This is a genomic window from Streptomyces lydicus (assembly GCF_000717345.1).
Lineage (GTDB): Bacteria > Actinomycetota > Actinomycetes > Streptomycetales > Streptomycetaceae > Streptomyces > Streptomyces lydicus.
The window spans coordinates 32,679-49,882 of the sequence record NZ_JNZA01000041.1; the positions used below are offsets into that span (position 1 = coordinate 32,679).

The following is a 17,204-nucleotide window of genomic DNA, read 5'->3' on the forward strand; positions in this document are numbered from 1 at the left end:
TTCGCCGAGCCTACTGAAAGCTCTCGCAGAGAGGTGTCATGTCCACTGACCTCTACGATCTGCTCACGGAGCGGGCCTTCCCCGTGCGGTGGGCGGATTCGGTGCCCGACGGCGACCGGCCGGAGGCCGTGTCGCTGCGCGAATTGTTCCTGCGAGCGCATCAGATCAGTGCGCTTGCGGTGTCGCTGCCGCCGGCGTTGTCGGGGCTGTACCGGGTGCTGTACGCCCTGGCGGCCCGGATCACGGAACTGGACGCCGCCGGCGACTGGCACGAGGAGCGATTCGCCGTCCTCGACAGGGGCGCCTTCGACGCCGAGTGCGTCGATGCCTACTTCGACGCCTTCGCCGATCGCTTCCGGCTCTATGACCCGGTGCGCCCCTTCCTGCAGGATCCTCGGCTGTCGTCGCAGTGCGACAAGACCGCCGGGATCAACAAACTCGTCACGACCCGGCCCTCGGGCTCGAACCACGCGTGGTTCGAGCACACCGCGGATGCCCGCCCGGTGGCCCTCGCCTCGGCGCAGGCGCTGGAGCATCTGCTGGTGTGGCGGTACTACGGGCCGTCCGGCCGCTGCTCGAGTCGGACCGTGGGCAACACGAAGGAAGCGAATTGCGTGGCGGGGCCGCTGCGCACGGCGCTGTCGTACCACCCGCTGGGTGCCACGTTGTTCGAGACGTTGCTGGCCGGCCTGCCGGAGCCCGAACGCGGTCGCCGCTACGTCCGGGAGGCCGACCCTTGTCCGTGGGAGCGCCACGAGCCGACGGATCCCCTGACCCTCAAGGGGGTGGTGACCGGCCCGATGTCGAAGCTGGTGGGCCACAACCAGCACGCGTTGCTGCTGGTCCCCGACGAAGCGGGCGCCCACGCGGTGGATGCGTACATCACCTGGGCCTACCGCGAGCGCATCGCGCGCACCGACGATTTTTTGATCTGGCAGACGAGCCAGGCAGGCAACCGCTATGCCCGCTATGCCGACTGCCGGCGCGGTCTGTGGCGGGACCTGGACGCGCTGCTGCTGAGCGATCTGCCCGGTGTGGACAGCCGCCGGCCGGACGTGTTCCCCACCGCGGTCGACCTGTTTGAAGAGGGCACGTTGCGGATTCAGGCCCTGGGCATCGACCAGGAGGGACAGGCCAAAGACACCCAGGTCGTCTCGTCGACCACGCCCCCTGTGCTGCACCTGATGCAGGAGCGTGATGAGGAGCAGGCCAGGTTGGTGGGGCAGTTGCGGCTGGCGGGGGAGCGGTACGGGCAGCGTTTGGAGCGTGCGGCCAAGCATGCCTGGGCCCAGTTCGCCAATACCAAGGTCCAGGACTGCGCATGGTCGGCGGCCGCGGCGGCCCGGTACTGGCCCGAGGCGGAGACGGAGTTTTGGAAGCGCCTGGACGAAGGACGCTTCGAGGGCGCTGCCCAGGCGTTTCGTGCCCGGGCGGAGCGCATCTACGACCACATCACCGAAGCGGCCGCCGGCACGGCGCGCGGCGCGCGGGCCCGGGAGTCCGCGCGCATCGAGCTGTACGGCGGGCGTCCGAAGAAGAAAGCCGCCGGCGCCCAGCGCCCGTCTGTGGGAGATGACCGATGACCACTGCAACCGCCTCCGGTGAACGGCAGCAGCCTGGACTCGACGAGCAGCGGGCCCCTGCCGGTGCCTCCTCGTGGCTGGTGGAGGCCCGGCAATTCGTCGCCGCGGTCAGCCGCAGCGCGGCCAAGGACTCCGGTGCGCGGGCAGCGCTGCGCAGCGGTGTCGGCAAGGGGCTGGATGACGTGCCGCGGATGCACCGCATCGTGGCTCCGCTCCTGCCCGGCGGTGTGCTGCGGGACCCTGAGGGACAACGCGCCTTCTACACCGTCGCCGCACTGATCGCTGCCTATCACCGGCACGGTGCCCTCGGTCCCGGCGAGCCGTCCGGCCAGGGGGAGGGCGACGCAGCCCGCCTGGTGGCGGCAGCTGCGGGCGCAGAGCCCGATTCCGGGGCCGGGGTTCCCTCGCAGCGGGCAGTGCGGCGGGCGGAGGCCGAGCACAAGCGTCGCGAGCGGTTCGGGGACAGTCTGGGGCTGGCCTACGCGGCCGCGGTGGCCCGCGGCGGCCGGCAAGGCATTCGGGAGAGCGCTGCCGAGACCCGCCTGAACCTGCTGTGCAAACAGAGCACCTCCGGGCTGCACCGGCATCTTCCCTCTGCGGTGCGGCAGTTGTGTGACCGCAACGCGATGCCGGACTGGGCCCGGCTCCTGGTCGACCTGCGCACCTGGCCGCAGCAGCGCCGGCGGGTGGCTCGCTGGTGGTTGCAGGACTACTACCGCGCCCGCGCAGCAGCCGACCTCGCCGCAGCCCTCAACGCCGACGACTCCGCAGCCCCGACCACCGGCCCTGCTGCCTGACCCACCTGGCCTCGCGTTACCGATATCTCGCTAGGAGACAGACATGTCCAACATCGTTTCGCAGCCCGCCCTCGCCGGCCGGTTCATCGACTTCCATGTGCTGCAGAGCGTGCCCTACGCCAACCTCAACCGGGACGACACCAACTCGGTCAAAACGGTCCAGTACGGGGACCGGGAACGTACTCGGGTCAGCAGCCAGTGCTGGAAGCGCGCCGTGCGCCGGTACTTTCAGCGCAGCATCGGCGACAAGGCGCTGCGCACCCGCAGGATCGTTGAAGCGGTCGAGGCCGCGTTGCGTGACGAGCGCGGCTGGCCGGCGGACCTTGCCCGGCGCGCGGGGCAGCACATCGCCACGGGCAGCAGCATCAAGGCCGATCCGCCCTCGGAGGAGGAGCCGGCCTGGAGCACCAACGCCATGGTCTACGTGCCCGCCTCCGCGGTCACGGAACTCGCGGACCTCGCCGAGACCCACCGGGTCGACATCGAGGGGGCGAAGGACATGAAGAAGGGCGTCAAGAGCGTCCTGGCGCAGGACGACATCGACGCGGTGCTGCGCCGCCGCAACGGGATCATCAACCTGTTCGGGCGGATGCTGGCAGAGGTCGATGGCGCAGGCGTCGACGGCGCGGTGCAGCTCGCACACGCCCTGACCACCCACGGCACGGACGTGGAAGTCGACTACTTCGCGGCCGTCGACGACATCACCGACGCCTGGCGCGACACCACCGGCAGCGCCCACATGGGCAGCAGCGAGTTCAGCGCCGGGGTGTTCTACCGCTACGCCACGCTCGACCTGGCGGACCTGATGCGCAACATCGGCGGCGACGTAGAGGCCGCCCGCTCGTTGGCGACATCATTCGGTGAGGCATTCGTGCTGTCGCTGCCGGAGGCGAAGAAGACCTCCACCGCGCCGCACACCATCCCGGACCTGGTGCACATCAGCGTCCGCGCCGACCGTCCCTTGTCCTACGCCGCGGCGTTCGAACGGCCCGTCGGCGCCGACCGCGCCGGCGGATTCGCCCAGCCCTCACGGCGGGCGCTGGCCGACTACGCGCAGGCAGCCGGCCGGCTGCTGGGCCAGCGCGGCCTGGTCCACGCCGGCTGGGCCAGCTTGGAGGACAAGGACCTCACAGGACTCGGGGCCCGGATCGACTCGTTCGACGACCTGATCACCGGCTCCGTCACCGCCGCGCTGAGCGAGGCAACCGCGTGAGCGAGACCGACACCGCGGCGCCCGGCCTCCTGCTGCACCTGGCCGGGCCCCTGCAGTCGTGGGGCACACGCAGCCACTACAACGAACGCGACACCGCCCCACACCCCACCCGCTCCGGCATCATCGGCCTGCTCGGCGCCTGCCTGGGACGTACACGCAACGAAAGCATCGAAGACCTGGCCCGCTTGTCGCTGACCACCCGCACCGACCGGCCCGGCGTCCTGCTGCGCGACCTGCACACCGTCGGCGGCGGACTGCCCGCGAAAGGGACCGTCACCACCGCAGAAGGAAAGAAACGGCCCCCCTCCCAAGGAACCCTGCTCTCCCACCGCTCCTACCTGGCCGACGCCGCCTTCACCGTCTGCCTCACCGGAGACCCCCACACGCTGCGCACCTGCGAACAGGCCCTGCGCACCCCGCACTGGCCGCCCTACCTCGGACGACGCTCCTGCCCGCCGGAAGGCCCCCTGCTGCTCGGGCTGCTGGCCGACCCGCTGCACCACCTCGTGCAGCTGCCTCTGGCCCGGCCACGATCTCGCGGCGACGCCCGCATCGACTACCACTCCGACCATCCACTCGACCAACTGCCCACCCCCTGGCCCGCGGAGGGCACCCGCAAGACCAGCAGCAGGGCGCTGTCGCCGTGAGCGAACTCAACGACGACCCGCACGGTGGCCGCGCCTTCCGTGCGCGTGCCCTCTACCGGCGCACCCTCACCCAGCCCGCCGACCAATGCGCCGGCCAGGGCACCGACTACCTCACGGCGCTGGCCCTCTATCTCGACGCCCTCAGCAGCAAAGGAGCTGCACGATGACGGCTCTGTGGCTCACCCGCATCCAGCCTGATCTCCGCCACCGCGACGCCCGCCGCGACCTGTCCAGTGCCGTCGCCATGCACCACCGCATCATGACGCTCTTCCCCGACGGCCTCGGTGCCCACGCCCGCCTCCAAGCCGGCGCGCTCTTCCGCGCCGAAGACACCGGCCCCAACCCCGTCATCCTCCTGCAAAGCCAACTGCGCCCCGACCTCGACAAGCTCCCCGCGGGCTACGCCAGCGCAGCCACCAAAGACCTGACCCCCATGCTCGACGCCCTGCGCCCCGGCCTGAGCGTGCGGTACCGCATCACCGCCAGCGCTGTGCGCAAACCCGGCCACACCACCCGCGCCACCACCGGCGCACCCGCCGTCATACCGCTGACCGGAGCCGACGCCGACCATTGGTGGCAGCGCCAGGCCGAAGAAAACAGCGGACTGCACCTGAGCAGCGCGCACTCCACACCCCTCGACACCGCCCGAGGCGAACGAGCCCAGGACAAACGGCTCATCACCCACGCCCGCACCAGGTTCGACGGCACCGCACACATCAAAGACGCCGACCTGCTGCGCCAGCGGATTCTCAACGGCATCGGACGCGGCAAGGCATACGGCTGCGGCCTGCTCACCCTCGCACCCGCCCGGCAAGCTCTGTGAACGCCCACAGCACAGCCCGCCGCAAACTCGCCGCCCCCACCGTGGCGATGCTGCCCCGCACCGCCGACTCCCTCTCCTTCCTCTACCTCGACATCGTCCGCGTCCAGCAAGACGACACCGGTGTCTGCGCCGTCGTCACCACCGAACAGCGCGGAACCGAAGTGGTCTACCTACCCACCGCGGCCCTCAGCTGCGTGCTACTCGGCCCCGGCACCAGCATCACTGCCCGCGCGATGGCCACCCTGGCACGCCACGGGACCACCGTCGTCACCACCGGTGCTGGCGGCGTCCGCACCTACAGCGCCACCGTTCCCGGCTCCCTGAACACCCGCTGGCTCGAGAAGCAGGCACGCGCCTGGGCCAATGACGGCGAACGCCTCGGAGTGGCCCGGCGAATGTACGAGTACCGCTTTGGCTCCGGCACCGCGCCCCGCGAAGCCTCGCTGGACAGCCTGCGTGGTCTTGAGGGGCAGCGAATGAAAGCCCTGTACAAGCTCTTAGCCCAGCAACACCGCATCGGCCGGTTCAAACGCGTCTACGACCCTTCGGCCTGGGACCAGCAAGACCCCGTCAACCTGGCCCTGTCCGCCGCCAACACCTGCCTTTACGGCATCGTCCACGCAGCGATCATCTCAATGGGCTGCTCACCAGGTCTCGGGTTCGTACACAGCGGAAAACAGCACTCGTTCATCTACGACATCGCCGACCTCTACAAAGCCGAACTCACCCTCCCGCTCGCCTTCACACTGCACGACACACCCCACCCAGAGCAGGCTGCCCGCCGCCACTTCCGCGAGGGACTGCGCCTGTTCCGGCTGATGCCCCGCATCGTCTCCGACATCCAGCGGCTCCTTGAACCCGACTCCATCGACGAAGAGCAAGAGGACTCGGAGGAAGAAGTGGTGGACCTGTGGGACCCGGTGTCGGGAGCCGTGCCCGGCGGCGTCAACTACGCAGGCAGCGCTCGATGAGCCCAGCGCAGCAGGGCGGTGGCACGTGCCGTCGATGATCACTCTGTCCGTCACAGCCGTTCCCGATCACCTGCGGGGCGCACTGACACGCTGGCTTTTGGAAGTCACACCCGAGCTGTACGTCGGAACCGTATCGGCAAAGGTCAGAGACGAACTCTGGGCAGCCGTAGCCGACTGCACGGGAGACGGGATCTCAGTGATGGTCTATCCGACCGACACCGAACAAGGCTTCAGCTTGCGGATTTCTGGACAACGTCGCCGCCATCTGTGTGACTTCGACGGGCTCACACTGGTCGCGTTCAACTCGCCGCCAGCACCTGGGAAGTCAGATAACGAAATGGCAAACCCATGATGAATGTGCAGGTCGCGAAGGGTGCTCTCCGCGGGAGCGGAGGTGAGCCGCCCAGGGCGAGCCACACGAGCGACTTCATGTCGTGCTCTCCGCGGGAGCGGAGGTGAGCCGCCATGACCGGCCGGGACTCCGACGTCCTGCACATTCGTGCCCCGTCGCCCTGGACGCCAAGACCGGCGCCGACCGCAGCACCTCCCCCGGCGCCGCCCCGGTAGCCGTCAACGAGTACACCGGCATTGCCCTCGACCAGGCCGAGCACCACACGAATGAGTTTGAACCACCAGTGGTGGTGGTCCTGTCTGGCGGCAACATCGATACGCTGCTGCTAAAGGATTTGTTGCAGCATGGCATGCCCGAAGCCGGCCGATTTCTCACGTTCGGGTGCCGTCTGATGGATGAGCCAGGTTCGCTCGCGAAGCTACTGAATGAGGTGGGCGAAATGGGGGCGAATCTGGTTGATATGACGCCCCGGCGCTACGCACCAGGTTCGCTCTTCCATGAAGCGTACGTCCAGTTGCAGCTGGAGACCAAAAGTAAGAAGCACCGCGAGGAAATCAAGAAACACCTGCGGGAAAATGGCTACGACGTTGATTTCTCCTCCAGATAGTCGACGAGGAACGCCATCACTTCACCCGGTCCCGGCCTGGCCGCCCTGGGGTGCGTCGGGCCAGCGCCTCACGGTGACCGGGGGGCCGTCGCCCGTCCGTACGGGCCCAGGGCTCCCAGCTCTGCCCCCAGGGGAAAAGTAACCGGTGGGTAGCTTTCGGATAGTCAGATGACCCGTTCCCTCGCTCTCGTGCGCCTCTTTGGGCCGTCCGAGTGGAGCCCAGGGCAGGCGAGGGAAGGGGCGGGTGTGCGGCAAGAGTGGTCGCCGGAGGAGCTGTTGGCGAGCTGGACGCTGGTGGACGGCGACTGGGACCTGGTAGCGAACAAGAGCGGATCGACACGGCTCGGCTTCTCGCTGATGCTGAAGTTCTTCGAGTCGGAGGGCCGGTTCCCGGATCTGCTGGAAGAGGTTCCGCAGGCCGCAGTGGAGTACGTCGCCGGACTGGTGGAGGTGCCGGCCGCCGACTTCACGAAGTACGACCTGACCAGCCGGTCGGCGAAGAACCACCGCAAGCAGATCCGCGAGGCTCTGAAGTTCCGGCCCGCCACCCGGGCGGACGAGGAGGAGCTGATCGCGTGGCTCGCCGATGAGGTGTGCCCGGTGGAGCTGGTGGAGGACCGGCTCCGCGAGGCCCTGCTGGTGGAGTGCCGGGAGAGGACCATCGAGCCGCCGGGCCGCATCGACCGCATTGTCACCGCGGCCCAGACCCGGGCGGGAAGGCGTTCTGCGCACGGACCATCGAGCGCCTTGGCGGCGGGGGGGGGGGGGCCCGGCTTCTGGCGCTGGTGACAGAGGGCAGCGAGGCCGGCGTCGCTCTGCTGGCCGCGCTCAAGCGCGACCCGGGCGCGGTCGGTCTGGACTCCCTGCTGACGGAGACCATCAAGCTGAACGACGTGCGGAAACTCGGCCTGTCTGACGGGTTGTTCGCGGACTGCTCGGAGAAGCTGCTGGCCACGTGGCGGGCGAGGGCGATCAAGATGTACCCCTCGGACTTCCGGGATACCGCCGAGGACGTACGGATCACGCTACTTGCGGCGCTGTGCTCGTCCCGGCAGGCGGAGATCACCGATGCCCTGGTGGATCTGCTGGTCGCCCTGGTGCAGAAGATCAACGCTCGTGCCGAGCGGCGGGTGGAGAGGCAGTTGACGGCGGAGCTGAAGAAGGTGCGGGGCAAGGAGGGCATCCTCTTCAAGCTTGCCGACGCGGCGATCGGCAAGCCGGACGAGATCGTGCGTACGGCTCTGTACCCGGTGGTCGGGGAGAAGACGCTGCGTGACCTGGTCGCCGAGGCGAAGGCAAACGAGAAGGTCTTCAAGGCCAAGGTCCGCACCACACTCCGGTCGTCGTACAGCTCGTACTACCGGCAGATGCTGCCGCCGCTGCTGAACACGCTGGGCTTCAAGTGCAACAACACCGCCTACCGGCCGGTGATGGACGCGATGAAGCTGCTGGCCAAGTACGCCGACATCGACGGCAAGACCCGCTTCTACGACGCCGCCGACGAGGTGCCGATGGACGGCGTCGTACGCAAGGACTGGCGCGAGGCCGTCGTCGACGACAAGGGCAAGGTCGAACGCATCCCGTACGAGCTGTGCGTCCTGGTCGCGCTGCGGGAGGCGATCCGCCGCCGAGAGATCTACATCGAGGGCGGCCTGCGCTGGCGCAACCCGGAGGACGACCTGCCCGGCGACTTCGAGGCCACCCGCACCGTGCACTACGCCGCGATCCGCCAGCCGATGGACCCGCAGGCGTTCATCACGGACCTGAAGGAGCGCATGACCAGCGGCCTGGACAGGCTGTCGGCCGCGCTCGCGGACGGCTCGGCGGGCGGGGTGAAGGTCACCACCCGGCACGGCGAGCCGTGGATCACCGTGCCGAAGCTGGAGAAGCTGGACGAGCCCACCGGCCTCCAGGCGCTCAAGGACGAGGTCGTACGCCGCTGGGGGGCGTCCTCGACCTCCTGGACGTGCTGAAGAACGCCGACTTCGCCGCCGGCTTCACCGATGAGTTCGCCTCCGTCGCCGCGTACGAGCGTATCGACCGCGCCACCCTCCAGCGCCGCCTCCTGCTCGCGCTCTTCGCCCTGGGCACGAACATGGGCATCCGCGCGATCGTGGCCACCGGCGAGCACGGCGAGACCGAGGCCGCGCTGCGGCACGTCCGCCGGCACTTCATCACCGTCGACAACCTCCGGGCCGCCGTGACCAAGCTGGTGAACGCCACCTTCGCCGCCCGCGACACCGCCTGGTGGGGGCAGGGGACGGCGTGCGCGTCGGACTCGAAGAAGTTCGGGTCCTGGTCCTCGAACTTCATGACCGAGTACCACGCCCGCTACGGCGGCAACGGCGTGATGATCTACTGGCACGTGGAGCGGAAGAACGTCTGCATCTACTCCCAGCTCAAGTCCTGTTCGTCGTCCGAGGTCGCGGCGATGATCGAGGGACTCTTGCGGCACTGCACGGACGCCGAGATCGAGTCCAACTACGTCGACACGCACGGCGCGTCGGTTGTGGGGTTCGCGTTCACCGAGCTGCTCAACTTCCGTCTGCTGCCCCGGCTGAAGAACATCGGCAGTATCCGCCTGTACCGGCCCGACGACGACCCGCCCGGCTGGCCGGCGCTCGGCGGCTCCCTCACCAGGGCGATCCGCTGGGACCTGATCGCCCAGCAGTACGACCAGATGGTCAAAAGATCAGCGACGAGGATCAGGCAGGCTGAGCCACCCCCTCACATGAATGACGGGATGCAAGCGCCCCTCGGGTGTGAGTGTCGGCAAGCGACCGTCTGCCGACACTCACACCCGTGATCACGAACCTGCAGGTGGGCACTGTTGGCAACCCGCGTCGGAAATCAACGTCGGCGAACGGTCGTTGGGGTAGTTTCCGACAATCCTTCTCGGCTACTGCCGCACATCGACGGCCGACCAGAACCCTGATCATCAGGTCGACGCACTTCTCCGCAACGGCGTCGACCGCGACAACACGTTGCCAGCGGCGCGAAGGCGTCCCGCTCGAAACTCGATCTCGTCATGCAGCTGATGCGCGAGGGCGACACGTTGAAGGCGACCCGGCTCGACCGGCTTTCCCGCTCCGTCCTGCACCTGGTCACCCTCGGCGCGGAGCTGCGCGAACGCGGAATCGGCCTGCACGTCATCGAGCAGGGCATCGACACCGCCACCATGGAGGGACGCGCGATGTTCGGCATGCTGTCCGTACTGGCCGAACTCCAGCGGGAGCTGATCGTGGCGAATACGAACGACGGGCTCGCCTCCGCGCGGGCCCGCGGCCGTGTCGGAGGGCGCCGGCCGAAGCTCACCGAGGACCAGGCCGCGCTTGCCCAACGGCTCTACGACGAGCGGGAAAAGACCGTCCAGCAGATCGCCGACATGTTCAGCGTGCCCCGCTCGACGGTGTACGGGCACCTCGACCGCGAGAAGACCGTGCCCCGCCAGCCCAAGAAGACCGCGGTCACGAGGCCCTGAACGCTACTTTGCGGTGTCCGAGCTAGGACTCCGGAGCCGACACCGCCGAAGCATCGCCCTGAACATCGCAGACAGCTACTTTGCCCCTGGGGCAGAGCTGGGAGTCCGGGGCCTCATGCGCTGGTCGAGTGGGTCACCATGCTCATCGTCACCCGTGAGGGTGACCGCCGTTGCAAGCTCCCGCCGCATCAACGCGTGCTCGTCGCTCTGGTGTACCTGCGCAAGCACGACACCCTGGCCCAGCTCGCCGCCGGCTTCGACATCTCGGTCGGCACGGCCCACGCCTACACCACGGCGGTGATCGACCTCCTGGACGCCCGGGCGCCCGGTCTGCTCGAGGTCCTGCGCGAGCACGAACCGGAGTTCGTACTGCTCGATGGGACGCTCGCCGAGTGCGACCGCGTGAGCGACGGCCGGGCCGACTATTCGCACAAGCACCGTCGCCACGGCGTGAACGTGCAGGTCGTGACAGACCCGACCGGACAGGTGCTGTGGATCTCGCCCGCCTTGCCGGGCCGGTGCCACGACCTGACCGCGGCCCGCACCCACCGGATCATCCGGATCTGCGAACGTCAAGGCGTCCCCGTCCTCGCCGACCGCGCCTACCAGGGCGCCGGATCCTGGGTCACCGCCGGGCTCAGACGACCGCCCGGCGGTCAGATGTCCCCGACCCAGCGCACGATCAACCGGGCACTGGCCGCATCCCGGGCACCAGTCGAACGCGGCATGGCACTGCTGAAGTCCTGGCGGATCTTCCGAAGGTCCCGGATCAGCCCCAACCGCATGACGTCAGTCGCCAAAGCCGTCCTCACCCTGGAGAGGCACCGCTGAAAACGCTCAGTGAACCAATTCACGGAAATGCGCTCGACATTACCGCAAAGTGGAAGTTACCGCATAAGCGAGAAGAACTAGACAACTGCGGATAGGCCACTCCGCCTTCTGCTTCTCTGTTCCGGGGGGTGAGGCGTGCCGATTCATCCCAGCATGGTCGAACCCCTCGCCGAGCGCACCCGCGACCTGTACCCCGCGGCCGAAGAACGCCTACTGGGCATCATCGCCCGCCAGCTCGCCGACGGCCTCGACGCCCCAGGGTGGGCCGAGCGCAAGCTCGCCGCCATCCAGCAGCTACGCCGAGCGTCACACGGCGTCGTCGACGAGTTGGGCAAGGCCGTCAGCCTCGACGTGTTCGACGTGGTCGCCGAGGCGTACAACGAAGGGCATCGAGCCGCGGTCGCCGAGATTGGCGCCCTGCCTGATCAGGCGCGCGCCCTGGTCGACGACGTAACACCCAATGCGCAGGCCATCGACCGTCTCGCATAGGAAGCCGTCGACCGCGTCACCTCGACGCACCGCTCGATTCTGCGGGCCGTCCTCGACACTTTCCACGCCATCGTCGCCGAGGTAACCGCCACGCCCCTGCTGGGCACCGGCACCCGGCGGGACGCCACGCAGGACGCCATGCGCAGGTTCGCCGACGAGGATATACGTGCATTCGTCGACACGGCCGGCCGCCGTTGGCAGTTGACCAGCTACGCGGATGAGCGCGCGACTGGTGACCAACGCCGTCCGCAGGAGGGCCGCGAGTGCGCCGCCATGAGTCAGTCCAGTGACGGGCAGGAATGCCTCGGCGGAGAGTCGCAGCCCATCCGATGGCGGTTTCCTGGGCGGGTGGGCCATTCCGTCACCGGCAGGTAACCTGCCTCGCGTCGTTCAAGGCGCCTTTGTTGGCGCCTTCACCAGCACGTTCACCATGGGGGACTTCTCGGCCATGCCCGCTCCGCCGCCGCATCAGAACCAGCCGTACGGATACCAGCAATCTCCTGCGCCGTATGGACACCAACACCCTCAGCAGCCGTACAGTCAGCCACAGCCGACACCCAGGGCCCCTCAGCCACCGCGGCGCAACCCACTGCGGGCGTTGATCAACATCATCGTGCTCTTTGCCGTCATCGGCGGCGTCGTCTGGTGGGTAGTCGACTACAACACCAATCCGAATGGTGGAAAGGCCGCAGAGCAGGCGTCGGCCTCCGCCTCAGCTGAGGCATACAACAAGCGGCACAACCCGCAGGTCGGGGACTGCGTCAAGGTCACCGGTTCCGAGGACGACAACACTCTCCAAATGACCATCGTCGGATGTGACTCGTCTGAGGCCCAGTACAAGACGGCCGAGGTCCTCACGGGTGCCCAAGAATGCAAGCCAGACACGGCCCGGGCTATCTCCCTGAGGGGCCGTCACGCTGTCAGCACACGCTGGTGCTTCACCACGGTCTGATCTTTGTGCTCTACGAATCGGCCGCCGCCTCGGATGATGGGGCGGCGGCCGGTGCTGTGAGGGCTTCAAGGACGTCCTTCACCTCACACCCCTTGGGCTGGGCCCATGGTGTCAGGCGCTCGGGCCAGCCACGGCCGGCCGCCTGTCCTGGAACTCAGGTGATGTTTCCGTTGTCGGTGATGAGGGTGAGGGGCTGACGGGGTGCGCGAGGCAGCCTGAGCCGGGCCCGTTCCCGGTGGACCGCGGTGAGTTGGTCGGCACCGCTGGGGCCCCAGTTGAACAGCTCGAGGACCTGCTCGGGGGTGGCCAGGGCCCGGACATAGGTCTGGCCTGTGGCCGGGTCGAGCCGGGAGGGGCCTTCGTCGTGGTCACGTGCACCTTGGTCGGAGCACATGATCAGACGCAGGCCGCCCCCACGTCCGGCGAAACCCCAGGTGAGCGACCCAGTTCGAGACACCATTCGAAGCCGGAAGAAAAAGAACAAGCTTACCAGGTGAGCGACTTAGAGTCGAGGCGGTGCTCGGGCTCGAGCCCGCAGGCACCGAGCAGGACCCATCCGGTGGTGTGGGAGTTGGGACGGCACTGTGAGCCGTGTTCTTCGCCGCCCGGCAGTAGGGCCTTTGAGTTCACATTCCTCTGAGCAGGAGCTTCACCTCCTGTTCCGCCTCGGCCACGATCTCGGCTTCCGTCATGAGTGCTTCCGACGCCAGCATCGCGGCGTCGTTCCCCGCGACCAGCTCGGCGACTCGCACGGCCAGCTCCTTGGCTTCCGGCTCCCTCTCCAGCGTGAGGAGCTCAGGTGCCACGAAGGCCACGATCGCCGCGACTGCCATGACGCCAATGGCGACCTTCGCCTTCCGGCCGGCCGGCTCGATGCCCTCCTTCCAGGTCAGGTAGCGTCGCTGTGCCAGCAGGAACTCCCGACGGCCCCGGAGCAGGCTCACCATGGCGCGGCGGACGTCCCCGGTCCGCACCGAGGAGTCCACCGCCGCGAGCGAGGCGAAGGCGTTGAGCCAGATGGTCTCGGGCGGGACGGGTCCGTTGAAGAGCCGGTTGGTCCAGTAGCCCGCGAAGCCGGCGTACGACGGCCGGTCGATCAGCTCGGTTTGGACCCGGTGCTCGCCGGAGTAGTGATCGAGCTGCCGTCGCAGCTTCTGCGCGCCCTCGGCCAGCGCTGCCAGGGCCTTGGCCTTCGCGTCCGCCTCACGTGAGGGTTGTGGTGCCTCCTGTTCCCGGTTCTTCCGGGTGCGCCGGTACACCTGGTAGAGGATCAGTCCTTCCCTGCCCACTGGGTGCTCCGTGGCGGCGGTGCAGAGCACGCAGTCGGGGTTGCCCTCCAGCGGGCCCAGGACATGGGGCGGGAACCACGTGGCGTTCACGCGGTTCCACGGGCGTCCTCCGTGCTTGGTCTGGAGCAGTTCTGCGAGCCGGTACTCCTCACCGAGCTGTCTCTGCCCCTCCTCCGCGTAGCCGGCCGTCTTGATCTCGTAGATCGTCCGGGCGGTGAAGTCCATGATGTCGGGTGCCCGTTGGCGCCGGATTCCGCGCAAGTCCGCCAGAAACTCCTGCGCCAACTTCGCGTCCTCCGCTCCCCGCGGGAGGGTGATCCCGTAGTCCGGGTTTCCGCCGTAGAGGAAGTCGGAACCCACCAGGATCTGGTCGCGTGGTCCTGCGTGCGTGGCCCGGTACGTCTTCTCCAGGAGACGGTTCGCCGGGCCGTACACCGTCGCCGGTGCCGCACTCTCCGGCTGCCACTCCGGTGGCTCCGGACACGCCTCGCCGGGGTGGAGCTGTACCGTCCCGGCCTCGGGCGCCTGCCAGGTGTGCGGTAGCGGCCCGGCCGTTACGGCCAGGTCGGCGGCCCGGTCGGCTTCCCGCTCGGTGGCGGCGTCGGGACGGCTCACCGACCTCGGCGGCCTGGTGAGTCCGCGCTGCTGTCGTACGTGGGCCAGCTCGTGGGCAAGGAGTCGGCGTCCCGACGCGGTACTGGGTGCGTACCGGCCCGGCGCGAAGACGATCGAGGTGCCGGTCGTGAGTGCGGCGGCTCCCAGCGCCCGTGTCGAGACGGGATCGCTGTACACCCGTACGTCCCCGAAGTCGTGACCGAAGCGGCTGTTCGCCCAGGCTCGGGTGACCGGGTCCAGCGCGGTGCCGCCCGTTTTGGCGGCGTGCGCCAGGGTTAGGGCGAGGAGGTCGGCGGGCTGCCGGGCGTCGGCCGCCGGGCGCTGCTGTGCGGCGCGGAGAGCAGCCGGCGTGTGGTGCGATCGCACACCCCCATCGTCCCGCCGGCTCGGTGTGGCGGCAACACGGGCGTCAGGGCACTGCCAGGCACGCCAGCATGTCGATCCGCACGCTCTGGTCGCCGTCGTGGCCGACCGACAGCGTGTCCAGGCCGCCCGGCAGGACGGCCCGCACCGAGTCCGCCCCCCACACCAGCAGGACGCCGTCGACGGTCAGCGGCGGCACGGCCTCCGGCGTCCCCTTGGCGCTGAAGGTGACCGTGGCCGGCTGCCCCGCCTCCGTCCGGGCCCGGACGGCCAGCAGAACCGGATCACCCTTGTCCGGCAGCAGCACCACCTGCTCGTGGTCGCCGGACTGACCGGTCGGAGCGAGCGTCACGGACGTGAAGGTGTAGGACTCCGGATCCAGCACCATCGACATCGGCAGCGTGGGTCCCTCGGAGACCGCGACGGACGCGCTCACGGACACCTGCACCATGCGAACCTCCACCTCGGCCATACGGTCCGTACCGGGCGGCGAGCTTCGCACCGCCTCTGTCAGCGCGGCGTCACGCTGCTGTCACGGGGCCTCGCATGTGACGGCGCTGTGACGATGGCTTGACACGGCGCTGGAACGATCCGGCCGAGGTCCTTGCCGAAGGAGTCAGCATGCCCAAGCCCTCACTGGGCGCCCCCGGTGTCTATCTGACGGAGGCCCCCAGCGGAAACCGGACCGTCACCGGAGTCACCACCGCCGTCACGGCTTTCGTCGGCCGTGCCCTGCGCGGACCGGTCGACGAACCCGTGACGCTCACATCGCTGGCCCAGTTCGAGCAGGTCTTCGGCGGCCTGTGGCGAGACAGCGCGCTGGGGTACGCCGTGCGCGACTTCTACCTGAACGGCGGCGGGACGGCACTCGTCGTCCGTCTCGCCGGTGGCGCGACGAGCGCCGAGCTGGACGTGAACGGCCTGCGGTTGATCGCCTCCGGCCCCGGCTCGTGGGCCAACCACCTGACCGCCCGTGTGACCCACCCCGTCGCGCGGGACGCCCACGAGATCGCCCACGCCGAGACCTTCGACGACGAGGACCTCTTCCACCTGGAGATCCGGGACACTCGCCCCGGCAGCAGCGACGCTCCCGAGGTCTTCCTCAACGTCACGCTGGTCGACGGGCCACGCCGGGTGGACCGGGTGCTGGCGGAGTCCCGGCTCGTCCGCGTGGACACCATGCCCGAGGGCCTTGCCCGGCCGGGTGAGGGAACGTACGACACGGCCGCCGGCCAGGGGGACGACGGCCGCGACCTCGTTGTGGAGGACTACCTCGGCGGGGAGGGCACCCAGTTCGAGGCCGACGGCCTGGGCCTGTACGCACTCGGCCGCGCCGACCTCTTCAACCTGCTGTGTCTGCCGCCGTCACGCCCGGACGGTGACCTGCCGCCCAGCCTGTGGCCTGCGGCCCTCGGTCTGTGCGCGGCGCGCCGGGCGTTCCTGCTCGTGGACCCGCCCGTCGGCATGCGCCCCGCCGCCTTCCCCCAGTGGGTCGCGGACCTGGGGTTGTCCGGCGAGCCCTCACGCAACGCGGCCGCCTACCTGCCACGGATCCGGCGCGCCGATCCGCTGCGCGACGGTGCCATCGGCGCGTTCGTGCCCTGCGGGGGGCTCGCCGGGGTCATGGCGCGGACCGACGCGTCACGGGGCGTCTGGAAGGCGCCGGCCGGGCTCGACGCGGGCATCGTCGGCGCCACCGGGCTGGAACATGTCACGGGCGACGGCGAGAGCGCTCTGCTCAATCCACTGGGCATCAACTGCCTGCGCACCTTTCCCCAGGCAGGGGTGGTGGTCTGGGGCGCTCGGACCCTGCGCGGCGCGGACACGCTCGCCGACGACTACAAGTACGTGCCAGTCCGCCGGTTCGCGCTCTACCTGGAGGAGAGCCTGTACCGGGGAACCCAGTGGGTCGTCTTCGAACCCAACGACGAGCCGCTGTGGAGCCAAATCCGTACCTCCCTCGGCTCGTTCATGCAGGACCTCTTCCGCCAGGGCGCCTTCCAGGGGCGGACTCCCCGGGAGGCCTACTTCGTCGCCTGCGACGCCGAGACGACCACGCAGTACGACATCGACCGCGGCGTCGTCAACATCCTGGTCGGGTTCGCGCCGCTGAAGCCCGCCGAGTTCGTCGTCATCAGTGTTCAGCAGAAGACCGCCGGCGCGGTGGGCTGACGCACCGGGCCCGAAGGAG

19 protein-coding genes and 1 pseudogene are annotated in these 17,204 nt (G+C 68.9%); 17 read left to right on the forward strand and 3 right to left on the reverse strand.

What is annotated here, in order from left to right; all coding sequences use genetic code 11:
- The first annotated feature begins 38 nt into the window (after nt 1–38).
- The 16 genes and pseudogenes from casA (at nt 39) to OO62_RS37170 (ending at nt 12,746) form a co-directional block, all read left to right on the forward strand.
- Complete coding sequence (gene casA, locus OO62_RS30695) at nt 39–1,583, forward strand: type I-E CRISPR-associated protein Cse1/CasA (protein ID WP_051733741.1); 1,545 nt, start codon at nt 39–41, stop codon at nt 1,581–1,583.
- Nucleotides 1,580–2,380 carry a type I-E CRISPR-associated protein Cse2/CasB gene (gene casB, locus OO62_RS30700; RefSeq protein ID WP_078617440.1) on the forward strand — a complete coding sequence of 267 codons (801 nt, stop codon included), beginning with the start codon at nt 1,580–1,582 and terminating at the stop codon, nt 2,378–2,380. Before casA ends, casB begins: the two co-directional genes overlap by 4 nt.
- A gap of 43 nt (nt 2,381–2,423) precedes the next feature.
- Nucleotides 2,424–3,593 carry a type I-E CRISPR-associated protein Cas7/Cse4/CasC gene (cas7e, locus tag OO62_RS30705; protein WP_033270921.1) on the forward strand — a complete coding sequence of 390 codons (1,170 nt, stop codon included), beginning with the start codon at nt 2,424–2,426 and terminating at the stop codon, nt 3,591–3,593.
- The gene (gene cas5e, locus OO62_RS30710; RefSeq protein ID WP_106974917.1) at nt 3,590–4,240 is read left to right on the forward strand and encodes a type I-E CRISPR-associated protein Cas5/CasD; all 651 of its coding nucleotides are present in this window, start codon (nt 3,590–3,592) and stop codon (nt 4,238–4,240) included. The genes cas7e and cas5e overlap by 4 nt, the downstream gene beginning before the upstream one ends.
- The gene (locus OO62_RS39740) at nt 4,237–4,407 is read left to right on the forward strand and encodes a hypothetical protein (RefSeq protein WP_157850175.1); all 171 of its coding nucleotides are present in this window, start codon (nt 4,237–4,239) and stop codon (nt 4,405–4,407) included. Before cas5e ends, OO62_RS39740 begins: the two co-directional genes overlap by 4 nt.
- Entirely contained in the window at nt 4,404–5,063 is a 660-nt protein-coding gene (cas6e, locus tag OO62_RS30715; RefSeq protein ID WP_033270922.1) for a type I-E CRISPR-associated protein Cas6/Cse3/CasE, read from the forward strand. The genes OO62_RS39740 and cas6e overlap by 4 nt, the downstream gene beginning before the upstream one ends.
- A gap of 47 nt (nt 5,064–5,110) precedes the next feature.
- Nucleotides 5,111–6,034 (forward strand): type I-E CRISPR-associated endonuclease Cas1e, encoded by a 924-nt coding sequence (gene cas1e / locus OO62_RS30720; RefSeq protein ID WP_051733756.1) that lies wholly within the window; start codon nt 5,111–5,113, stop codon nt 6,032–6,034.
- Between the two features lie 25 nt (nt 6,035–6,059).
- A complete protein-coding gene (gene cas2e / locus OO62_RS38465) occupies nt 6,060–6,386 on the forward strand; it encodes a type I-E CRISPR-associated endoribonuclease Cas2e (protein ID WP_078617441.1) in 327 nt (108 codons plus the stop codon).
- A gap of 103 nt (nt 6,387–6,489) precedes the next feature.
- On the forward strand, nt 6,490–6,993 hold the full coding sequence (locus OO62_RS39745; protein WP_129322918.1) for a hypothetical protein: 504 nt from the start codon (nt 6,490–6,492) through the stop codon (nt 6,991–6,993).
- 246 nt (nt 6,994–7,239) lie between these two features.
- The gene (locus OO62_RS40260; protein WP_211267957.1) at nt 7,240–7,782 is read left to right on the forward strand and encodes a DUF4158 domain-containing protein; all 543 of its coding nucleotides are present in this window, start codon (nt 7,240–7,242) and stop codon (nt 7,780–7,782) included.
- Nucleotides 7,779–8,966, forward strand: a complete 1,188-nt coding sequence (locus OO62_RS40265; RefSeq protein ID WP_211267958.1) for a hypothetical protein — start codon at nt 7,779–7,781, stop codon at nt 8,964–8,966. Before OO62_RS40260 ends, OO62_RS40265 begins: the two co-directional genes overlap by 4 nt.
- Complete coding sequence (locus tag OO62_RS40270) at nt 8,960–9,799, forward strand: Tn3 family transposase (protein ID WP_164993243.1); 840 nt, start codon at nt 8,960–8,962, stop codon at nt 9,797–9,799. Before OO62_RS40265 ends, OO62_RS40270 begins: the two co-directional genes overlap by 7 nt.
- A 222-nt stretch (nt 9,800–10,021) precedes the next feature.
- Nucleotides 10,022–10,474: a recombinase family protein gene (locus OO62_RS36680; RefSeq protein ID WP_228332348.1), complete on the forward strand. Its 453-nt coding sequence runs from the start codon at nt 10,022–10,024 to the stop codon at nt 10,472–10,474.
- Between the two features lie 138 nt (nt 10,475–10,612).
- Nucleotides 10,613–11,305, forward strand: coding sequence for an IS5/IS1182 family transposase (locus tag OO62_RS30740; protein WP_033270925.1), 693 nt, complete (start codon nt 10,613–10,615; stop codon nt 11,303–11,305).
- Between the two features lie 153 nt (nt 11,306–11,458).
- Nucleotides 11,459–12,169, forward strand: a pseudogene (locus OO62_RS36685) (phage minor capsid protein).
- Between the two features lie 223 nt (nt 12,170–12,392).
- Complete coding sequence (locus OO62_RS37170) at nt 12,393–12,746, forward strand: LppU/SCO3897 family protein (protein ID WP_051733744.1); 354 nt, start codon at nt 12,393–12,395, stop codon at nt 12,744–12,746.
- A gap of 154 nt (nt 12,747–12,900) precedes the next feature.
- On the opposite strand, the gene OO62_RS30755 is transcribed toward OO62_RS37170, so the two are convergent.
- The 3 genes from OO62_RS30755 to OO62_RS30765 form a co-directional block, all read right to left on the reverse strand.
- Entirely contained in the window at nt 12,901–13,140 is a 240-nt protein-coding gene (locus OO62_RS30755; protein ID WP_033270926.1) for a hypothetical protein, read from the reverse strand.
- A gap of 232 nt (nt 13,141–13,372) precedes the next feature.
- The gene (locus tag OO62_RS37175) at nt 13,373–15,016 is read right to left on the reverse strand and encodes an eCIS core domain-containing protein (protein WP_051733745.1); all 1,644 of its coding nucleotides are present in this window, start codon (nt 15,014–15,016) and stop codon (nt 13,373–13,375) included.
- 43 nt (nt 15,017–15,059) lie between these two features.
- Nucleotides 15,060–15,464 carry a hypothetical protein gene (locus OO62_RS30765; protein ID WP_129322916.1) on the reverse strand — a complete coding sequence of 135 codons (405 nt, stop codon included), beginning with the start codon at nt 15,462–15,464 and terminating at the stop codon, nt 15,060–15,062.
- A gap of 170 nt (nt 15,465–15,634) precedes the next feature.
- Here OO62_RS30765 and OO62_RS30770 point away from each other — a divergent pair, with 170 nt between their 5' ends.
- A complete protein-coding gene (locus OO62_RS30770; RefSeq protein WP_033270928.1) occupies nt 15,635–17,185 on the forward strand; it encodes a phage tail sheath family protein in 1,551 nt (516 codons plus the stop codon).
- Nucleotides 17,186–17,204 lie beyond the last annotated feature (19 nt).